We start from the raw sequence: 9,220 nt of genomic DNA, 5'->3' as shown, positions 1-9,220 counted from the left end.
CCGATGTGCGGACTTTCCTTGGATCGCGATACCAATGCCGCTGTCAATATTTTGGCTCTGGGACAACAGAGCCTCGCTTCCGTGGAAGCGTAGAAGCCCGCTGATTTATCAGCGTGGAGTTGTCACTGATCGGGCTGCAAGTAATTGATCACCTTGCTACGCCCGCGCAATGACTTGAGATATCCGTGCAGGAACATTTGCATCTCGGCCTCCTCAAAGCTCTTTTGCGCGGCCGCATACAGTCCGTTCTCGGCCTGGGGATGGCTCGATCTCGTCGATACGGCCTTGATGAGATGGAAGCCATAATCCGATTTCACCGGGCTAGCCGTAATCCCACCCGGCTTCAATGCCTGCGCCGCCGCGAGTACGTTCGGCCCGAAGGCGCAGTTGGATTGTTGGATGATCCCGAGGTCGCCACCGGCCTTCTTGGAAGCCGGATCTTCGGAGTATTGCCTTGCCAGATCTTCGAACGTCCTGCCGTTTCCGAGCCTCTCCTGGATTTTCGCCACAATGGCGAGCGCGTCCGATTCGGTATGCGGCCTGGCGCCCGGTATGCGCGACGCCGCCGCGCCTCGCGTCAAGATGAGGATTTGTTTGGCATGCGCCGACGTCTGGGGGCCAATCGATTTCACAAGCAGCTTGCCGGCGAGCAGCCGGTACATTTGAGACGTTCGAAACTCAGCCATCGTCTCATGGCTCTGGTTGAGGAGATCACTCAGCGTTCTCGGCTTGATGTTGTTGCGTATTTCACTCAGGGCGGCGTCGACTTCGGCGGGCGCGACCACGACATTCTGCTTTGCGGCCTCGTGCTGCACCACGACGTTGGTGACCATATCGTCGAGCACGGGTGGTCCGGCGAGCCGCGTCGCCAGATCCGATACTTGCGATACCGTGATGTTCTGGCCGTTCACGGAGGCGGCAATTCCAGGCGGCCCGGACTCGTACGTCCCGAGATAGGTCTCGACATTAGCCTTGTCTTTAAGTGACTGAACGAACTTGGGAGTATAAACCTTGAACTGCCCCTCTCTAACCCGGGCCGTCGCCACGGCATACAGCTCCTTCTCAGACGCCGAATGAGCCTCGGCGGAGCTGACAACCAGCAGGAAATGGTATCCGAATGCACTGGTTACGGGCGGCAAGGTCACAGTTCCTGGCTTGAGAGCGAACATGGCGCGAAACACGGCCGGTTGGGCGCACAACATTTGGGCGGAGGAATCGCTGGCCGAATTCGGAACATCGGCCACGACGCCGATGTCGCCGCCTTTTTGTTTGTTTGCGGCGTCGTCGGAGTATCGCTTCGCGAGATCCTCGAACCTGGTCCCGGCTTTCAAGTCCCGCTCTATTGCCACAACGATCCCTTTCGCCTCGGCCGCGCTATGCATCGAATCTCCCTGGCTCGGCGCGGCGCCTTGAGGCCGAACCCGTACCAGTATCTCGCGGACGTGGCGCATCTTCACATGCGGCAGGAGGCTCGATGCGAGTCTTTCGGCTTCCATTTCGATCCGTAAATCGTCGCGCATGGCGCCCAGAGACATGTCATGCTGTTTCAGTTCATCCTCAAGGATCCGGGGCTTCATCATGGCGCGCACATTGGCGACTCGGGCATCGATGTCTGCTTGGGAGACCGCGATATTGTCCTTCCGCGCCTCCTGGTCGATCAGGGCGTTGCCAATCAGTTGGTCGAGTATCGCCGGGCCGGACTTGCGCATGGCCACATCGGCGACATTCGACAGTAAGATGTTTTCGCCATCGACAGTCGCCGCTACCCCGGAAGGGCGGGCGCCCTCTGAGCGAATGGATGCGGCGTGTCGCTTGGAGACGAACTCGTGCTTAATAAGGGCGCCGGCGGCCGCGACGGCACATAACGACGCGACGGCAATTACCGCGGATCTCGCGGCCAAGGTTGCATTTCTCAACAGTACTAATCCCTTCGGCTCCGGCAGCCGATCATCATTGCGGAGATCTACGGAACGGATGCGCGGCGCTTGGAAATGGAGTCCCAAGCGCCGTGCGAGGACTATATCCGCTGCTGCCGCCGGTTAACGGCAGCAGCGCCAGAAGTAGGCGTCTCGGGTGCTCAGGCCGCTAATTATGGCCCCAGCTGCCCCAGAAACTATTAGTAGTGAACTGCTGCCATCCATTCGTCGATGTCGGTTCGACTCCAAAGGAGACTTCCCGCAGAGTGTTGTTGTGCAACTTACCGGCCTGGGAAGCCCACTTGAAGTAAGCGTTACAGTCTTCATTGCCGCTATCTCGGCTGCTGGCGCCGCTAAAAATAATCACATTGTTAGCGCCGTTACTTGCTTGCCAAACAGATGAGTAAAATCTGCCCCCAATGGTTTGATTGGAAGCGATCTGGGTTCCCCAGTTTCCACTATTGGTGGAATGCTCAACGACAATGAGCTCGTCTTGCAGGTTACTTGTCCACATGTCATACATGTAAGTATACAGGTTGACGCCGGATGTTGGGGGGCTTACATTAAATCCGGATACAAACCAACTGCTGTAAATATCCTGGTTAATAACCTGTGATTGTACATGTGGGTAGCCTTTGGTGCCGCCACCCGAGTAGCTTGCGGCGGAAGCCCAGTTATTGGCGTTGTTGGCGTACAACATGCAGGAAGCCGAAGATCCCCACTCATTCTGGTACACGGTCCAGCTCCCATAGTTGACGCTGGCCCACTGCCCGCTAGAAGAGTAGTTCCAGGCATGCGCCGGAGCCGCCATGCTCACCATGGCCGCCACGAGGGGAATCGCCCCACAAACAGACCGCAAATTCATCTTCAACATCATTGTCCTCTTTGGATCTTCGAAACAACGGCGCCGGCCAATTCCGGAACACCGCACCTTGAAACGCCATTCTGTATGGCATTACTAGCGTTTAAACTCCCACGCGTACTATTACTTCGAGCCGGTCTGCCGACCACCCGGCACAGCCAGTGGTCCGTGAGTCGGAGAGGGCGCTTGGGGGAAGGTTGAGACCTTGAACTCGGCGAATTTCATTAAGCATCTCCTCTTGTGAAGCATGTTACAGCGAGCGATTTGGGCTGCTCTATAACACACTGAAACCCATTTTTATCTGTATTTCAATTGAAGCCAATAGACTTTAATATTCCCTCCCCCTCGTATTATTCATTCCTCATCTCGATAGATTTCAACGCCGCTCGGATGGCGCGAATGCCGATGTGCGCCGCCGCATCCATATGGGGCTTTCTCGACAATTATATGTCTACCCGCTTTTGAAGAGCCTGCTCCAATCTACTGGAACTTCCACTGCTGGTGCGCGCCCTCGCCTACGGTCCACTGGTCGACATTCGCGCCATTGGCGGTACTGGCGCCGTACACTTCCAGGACTTTGCCGCTGTTAACGTTCTTCAGGTTGTAGACGCCCGGGGTAAAGGGGCATACGACCCACTGCTGGTTCGCTTGACCGCTCGATGTCCACTGATCAACCACCCCGCCGTCCGAACCAGACCATCCATTGACCTCGAGAGCCTGGCCACTGAAGACGTTGATCAACTTGACGACGTTGTTGCCCAGATTGGTGAGGGTCCACTTCTGATTGTTGCCGCCGTTGACGGCCCATATGTCCATCTGCGTCCCATTCGTTGTGGACCATCCCGGATCGTCGAGAGCCTTGCCGCTCTGGACGCCGACAATGGTGTAGGTTCCGTTCGGGATCAGGGTGTTGGTCGGAGGCGGAAGCGCCAATCCGCCCGTCAGCGCGCTGGCCTGGCCTTGGTCCTGAACGGCGCCCGTGGTCCAGTCGAAGAGCTGCCCTGGAGTATCCCAGCAGATAGGCGCCATGCCGTGGCGGTGGGCGGAAGTCACGACATACTTATCCCAGTACGTCGACGAGGCGCGATTGAGGCTCTTGTCCGGCTCGGATAAACCGCTTCTGAGCGAGGCGCGGAACTCGCCGATGATTACGGGAACACCCCTGCTGGTGAACTTGTTCTGCATCTTCTGGAACTCGGCGTCCAAATAACTTTCTTCACCCGAAGTCGCGTTGTGTGCGGTATTTGTGGTGGAGTGATAGCCCTGTCCCCAGAAGTAGAACATGTTGCCCCACCACTCATCGCTGGTCATCAGGCAGAATTGGAAGGGCGAGTAGAAGTGGACTTCCACTATCATGCGGCCAGGAGTCGGGTCTGACGGCAGCGAGTTCATCAGCGTGTCGGTCGTATCGATGTCGGTGCTCGGTCCCTGGACGACCAGCCAGCGAGAGCTGTTGTTGCCGCCCTTGCTGCGAACCACGTTGACGAACGTCTGATAGTAGGTCATCAGTTCGGACATCTGGGCGGCATTGCCGACACTGGGTTCGTTGGCGGCGGCAAAGAGTAGATGACTGTCATAACCAGCGAAGGTGGTCGCGATCTGCCCCCAGTACGAATTCATCTTGGCGTTGAGCGTGGAATTCACCGTTCCTGTTAAGTGGTTTTCCAGCCAGCCGCCGTCCCAGTGATCGTTGATGATGACGGTCAGCCCCCGGGCGTAGCACCAATCGACGACTTGCTTGACTTGCGCCATATAGGTGGCGTCAATCTGGTAAGTGGACTGGTTGGCGTGCGTGTCCCAGGCGCAGGGGATGCGGACGGTGTTGAACCCAGCGTTTCCCACGGAGTTGATCAGCGCCTGTGTCGGCTGAGGGCTCCAGCAGCCGACCCCGCAGGTCGCTTCCATCGTATTGCCGAGATTCCATCCGTAGCTCGGATTTGGCAGCTGCGCGAATGCGGCAGTCGGAACAGTTATCAATACTGCAATTGTAGCAACAGATGCAATTTTAGATTTGAGTGTGCAGGTCTTCATAGACAGCTTTCTAATTTCAGTTCAACCGATGACCTCACAAAAAGGTCCGCGTAAACTTTGATCTAGTAAATGTGTTCGAGGATTCGCTGGGTAAGGCGTCCGCCGATACGTCCATGTACCGTAGACATAGTGGCTGCCTTCTGCCGATAGAAGTGACCTCGACACGAAACGAGAAGATCCTGAAGCTGACGTTTTGCAACAGTCCGTGCGAATTGCGCCAGTTCATGATCGCCAGCAGGCCCACATCATTGCTGGGGAGCTGCTGGTTTCGGAAGAACATCAAGATGTTCTTGACATCGTTAACCTGCCAGATTTGCCACTAGGGAATGCTCCAATCTCCTTTCTCCGGTCACCAGCCAGCGCCGTCCGGTGCTCCACCGAGAGTGATGACGTTGGCGGGCACGCGGTATGTGTTACTAGCATTGCGATAATTTCTTTTAGAATAAATTGTAAAATCCGTAATGGGTCTTCTCGGTTGCGATATCGACTCGATCAGCTGGCGAGTTACCAGCTGATCGAATCGACATAGCAGGTTCCTGTCCATTGCGCGCTGGCAGTGAACTGCACGCCGCATTGCTGAAGCGGCGTGGCGGCCTTCGACGGCACGGTTACGGTGAGGGTGTTCCAGGCGTTTGTCTTAAGGTTTTTGATCGGCTTCGAGGTTCCCGTCCGAACCCGGTTGCGGTCTATCGCATACGGCTGGACCGCACTGATCTTGCTCCCCTTCGGGATCCAGACACGGAACGTGATCTTTTTGCCTGCCGGCGTAGACGGCGCTGCGACCGAGACTGACGACGAGCTTGCGGCGCCACTGAAGCTCAACGCCAGCGACTGCGAACCAGCGTACTTACGTGCGGTAGACAGGGCGATGTCCGTGATTGACTTCCCGCTCGATGTCACTCCCTGCTTGCTCAGTTCAAAACAATACTGCGCGCCGTCCCCGCCGGGAGGTGGAACAGCGGAGCCCCCCGTCATTGAGCGTGCGGCGGCTGGGTCAAGGACCACGCCGTTTTTGAAATCGAAAATCGATCCAGGAGTGTCCCAGCAGATCGGAGACAGTCCGTGGCTCTGTGCGGAATCGACGACGTACTTGTTCCAGTACGTCGTCGCGGCATGGTTCAGCTCCAAGTTCGCTCCGTCCAGCTCCTGGTTTGCTTTGCGCGGTTCGGCGCGGAGTTCGCCCACGATGACAGGGATGCCCTTGCTGGCGAACTTATCGTACATTTTTTGGAACTGCGCGTCTACAACAGCTTCTTCACCCCAGGTGGCGTTGCGCGAGGGAAGCGTGGCGGAATGATAGCCCTGCCCCCAGAAGTAGAACATCTTGCCCCAGGACTGATCGCTATCCATCAGGCAGAACTGATACGGGCCGTAAAAGTGTATTTCCACCATCAGACGGCGAGGCGTCGGGTCCTTCGGCAGGGTATTCATCAACGAACTGGTCGCATCAATATCGGCGGTCGGCCCCTGAACCACAAGCCAGCGAGCATTGTTATTGCTACCTCCGGCGCGAACCGCGTCGACGAACGTCTGGTAATAGGTCATCAATTCGGACATTTGCTCGGCGGTCTTCACACTCGGCTCATTGGCGGCGGCAAACAGCAGCCGGTGATCATAACCGGCGAAGGTGGCCGCGATCTGTGTCCAGTAGGACTTCATCTTGGCGTTGATCTTGGGATCCACCGCGCCCGTCAGATGGTTTTCCAGCCATCCGCCATCCCAGTGATCGTTGACGATGACGGTCAGCCCTCGGGCATAACACCAATCGACCACCTGCTTGACCTGCGCCATATAGGCGGCGTCGATCTGATAGGTCTTTTGATCGGCGTGACTGTCCCACGCGCACGGAATGCGAACGGTGTTGAACCCAGCATTCCCGACCGCATTGATCAGCCCCTGGCTGGGCGTTCCACCCCAGCAGCCGACGCCGCAGGGCGGCTCCATCGTATTTCCGAGATTCCACCCATAAGTCGGCGTCGGCAACTGTGCGAACGCGGTGGAAGGCATCAGAAGTCCCGAAATCGCACTGCCGGCTGCGATCAAGGGGCGGAGGTTGCGCGTGCTGATAGAACAAAACTTCATTGCTTCACTTTTCCCAATAACCCGAGTAATATTTGACGCCTAGCTCTCGGATTAAAGAGTACCTGAAAGAGTGAATTATTCTGGCCGCAGCGCGCTACATTCACGTTGGCGCCAGCGCCCCATCGCGCCCAGCGACTCCAGCTTGATGCGTCCCGCTTAGGACGAGAGCCGGTGCGGGAATCCTTCGCGAAGAAGCGGCTCCCGATCGAAGCGAACGATCGTGGCCTCGCGCATCTCCGGGACGGAGGCCATAACGCTCATAAAAACGGCCGCTGAAATGGGCTGTGCATCGATAACCGATCTCGCTTGCAATCGTGTGGATTGGTCGGTTAGTCGCGACAATCTCCGATAGCGCATGCCCCATTCGAACCTCGTGAAGCAGTCGTACGAATGACGTTCTTTCCTCAAAGAGCCGGATCCGCAGACAAGACGGCGACATCCCGATCCGATCCGCGACCTCAAAAGGGTTCCAGTCTCGCATGGGATCAGCAGCGAGAATATACCAGATCCGGGACGATTCTGAACTGGCAGGCGCCGCGCGGACGCATCCGCCATTCAGCTTGATCCAGAGCATGAGTTCCTGCACGTGATGGATCGCAATCACATCCGGCAATTCCTTCGGCTCCTTGATGGCCTTGATCACACAGTCGAGAGACTGCCGGAACTGGGTCCCGCCAGCATCAATCGGACGGGGCAGCCATTGCGACGCCGCCATATCCTCTGGCGGCGCATTGTCCTGATCCTCCGCCAGATAGGGAATCAGCCAATCGGCGGCAAACCGAGAATCCTCGTCTGGCCGGTAGGTAATGTCGAAAGCCATGCCGGCGGGAATGACGATCATATGCTCATGGCGGGCGCAGCACATTTTGCCATTGTGTGCGACTTCCATCGTTCCTCGGCGTACGATGACGATCGTCGTGCGCCGGGAGATGACTTGATGCAGAGTGACTGCCCGACGGAATACGACTTTGGCGACAGAACCTACGGAGGCGCGGGTTTCAACAATACGTTTCATGGCTTTCCTGTCATCACTCGGTATGCTTTGCGCCCGCCTGCCCCCGATATTGCTCGATTGCGCCGATGTTTAGAACTCGAATAGCAGATTTGTCGACTGGCGTTCAAGCTCGCCAATCACCGCGACGCCCATTACCGGTTTCCCGCTGGCGGCTGAGGTCGCTGTGCATCCGCCCTGGCTCTGGCGGCGTCAATTTCGGCTTGTGCGGACGCCGGAGGAGGACTGCCCACACGCGTTGCCGCCAATTCGGCCGCGGTCGGTTTACGGCCATAAAATGACTGCTTGGTTAAATCGCCCTGATCCTGCGAGCCGGATTTCGAGCAGCCTGCACACATGGAAATCAACGACGCAAGCATCATTACGACAGCAACAATATTGACAATTTTGATCATTTCATTTTTCCAAATTGCCGCCGATGACCAGGTCATCGACGGCAAAGATCGGTCTACTTCTACTGCTGATTGTACCATTGGTTCAAATTATTGAGGTTGTTCGGGTTCGACGGATCGGTGGTCTTGATCGGAAGCACCGCCTTAACATGCCCATCGCAATAGAGGAAATTCGCCCTGTCTGCGTGCGTTGGTGTGACCGCTCCGTTAGGTGTGTTGGGGTATTTGCCGGTGCAGTTCGAGGCCGCGACGCATGATCCTGGAAGCGTGCCACCGTTTGCATCCCACGAAAACCCGTCCATATATGAGCAATAGCCGAACGACGATGCGTTTGGGATGTAACCCGCATTATCCAAAACGTCGGCATGGGCCTCGTAGATCATAATCGTCGACGATGGACTTGTAATAAGGCTTAGTATAACAGGGTTACTTTGAACTGGCCCCCACCAATCGGTTTTCGCAAACACACCGGCGTTCGTTGCTTTCCCCGAAGGAAAGGTAAGAAACGTATTGGCTCCATATGAAGACCAAACGCCTTGCCAGCTTTGTGCCGCAGGAGCCCGTCCCGCCTTTGAGTCGTCGGGGCACATAAATACGTTCAACGTCTTGATATAAGGCAGGATAGTCAATGTCCAGCTAGTGCCATCGGGCATGACGGCCAGTGGATACGCTTCGTCGTTGTCTTGGACGTATTGCATGGTGGCAAGGCCAAGCTGCTTCATGTTGGAGAGGCAGGACGCCTGCCGGGCCTTCTCACGTGCTTGAGCGAAGACGGGGAACAGGATCGCGGCAAGAATAGCGATGATTGCTATGACAACGAGCAGTTCGATCAGGGTGAAACCTGATTGGAATGAATTTTTCTTCATTTAGCTTTTTCCTTGTAAAAGTATCCAGTATATTGCAAAAGTATCCATTAGAATATAAA

Annotated in this window: 7 protein-coding genes; all 7 read right to left on the bottom strand. The window is 56.4% G+C overall.

The genetic code is table 11. The features are described 5' to 3' along the window. Positions 1-122: 122 nt before the first annotated feature. The 7 genes from ABIZ35_RS04605 to ABIZ35_RS04575 all read right to left on the bottom strand — a co-directional run bounded on the left by ABIZ35_RS04605 (position 123) and on the right by ABIZ35_RS04575 (position 9,161). Positions 123-1,901, bottom strand: coding sequence for a peptidylprolyl isomerase (locus tag ABIZ35_RS04605; RefSeq protein WP_348218691.1), 1,779 nt, complete (start codon positions 1,899-1,901; stop codon positions 123-125). 184 nt (positions 1,902-2,085) lie between these two features. Continuing rightward, positions 2,086-2,793, bottom strand: a complete 708-nt coding sequence (locus ABIZ35_RS04600) for a hypothetical protein (protein ID WP_348218690.1) — start codon at positions 2,791-2,793, stop codon at positions 2,086-2,088. Between the two features lie 465 nt (positions 2,794-3,258). Then, entirely contained in the window at positions 3,259-4,755 is a 1,497-nt protein-coding gene (locus ABIZ35_RS04595; protein WP_348218689.1) for a cellulase family glycosylhydrolase, read from the bottom strand. 558 nt (positions 4,756-5,313) lie between these two features. Further along, the gene (locus ABIZ35_RS04590) at positions 5,314-6,891 is read right to left on the bottom strand and encodes a glycoside hydrolase family 5 protein (protein WP_348218688.1); all 1,578 of its coding nucleotides are present in this window, start codon (positions 6,889-6,891) and stop codon (positions 5,314-5,316) included. 100 nt (positions 6,892-6,991) lie between these two features. Next, entirely contained in the window at positions 6,992-7,906 is a 915-nt protein-coding gene (locus ABIZ35_RS04585; protein ID WP_348218687.1) for a helix-turn-helix transcriptional regulator, read from the bottom strand. A gap of 131 nt (positions 7,907-8,037) precedes the next feature. Continuing rightward, a complete protein-coding gene (locus tag ABIZ35_RS04580; RefSeq protein ID WP_348218686.1) occupies positions 8,038-8,343 on the bottom strand; it encodes a hypothetical protein in 306 nt (101 codons plus the stop codon). A gap of 14 nt (positions 8,344-8,357) precedes the next feature. Continuing rightward, positions 8,358-9,161, bottom strand: a complete 804-nt coding sequence (locus ABIZ35_RS04575; protein ID WP_348218685.1) for a DUF1559 domain-containing protein — start codon at positions 9,159-9,161, stop codon at positions 8,358-8,360. Positions 9,162-9,220 lie beyond the last annotated feature (59 nt).

Origin of the sequence: Capsulimonas sp. (assembly GCF_039929585.1) — a bacterium.
Taxonomy (GTDB): Bacteria; Armatimonadota; Armatimonadia; order Armatimonadales; family Capsulimonadaceae; genus Capsulimonas.
Note: the sequence above shows the minus strand (reverse complement) of the source record. Positions and strands in the feature narration are given on the sequence as shown.

Coding starts and splice junctions, on each gene's coding strand:
- ABIZ35_RS04590 (WP_348218688.1), bottom strand. CDS start 6,891: ATGAAGTTTTGTTCTATCAGCACGCGCAACCTCCGCCCCTTGATCGCA.
- ABIZ35_RS04575 (WP_348218685.1), bottom strand. CDS start 9,161: ATGAAGAAAAATTCATTCCAATCAGGTTTCACCCTGATCGAACTGCTC.
- ABIZ35_RS04585 (WP_348218687.1), bottom strand. CDS start 7,906: ATGAAACGTATTGTTGAAACCCGCGCCTCCGTAGGTTCTGTCGCCAAA.
- ABIZ35_RS04600 (WP_348218690.1), bottom strand. CDS start 2,793: ATGATGTTGAAGATGAATTTGCGGTCTGTTTGTGGGGCGATTCCCCTC.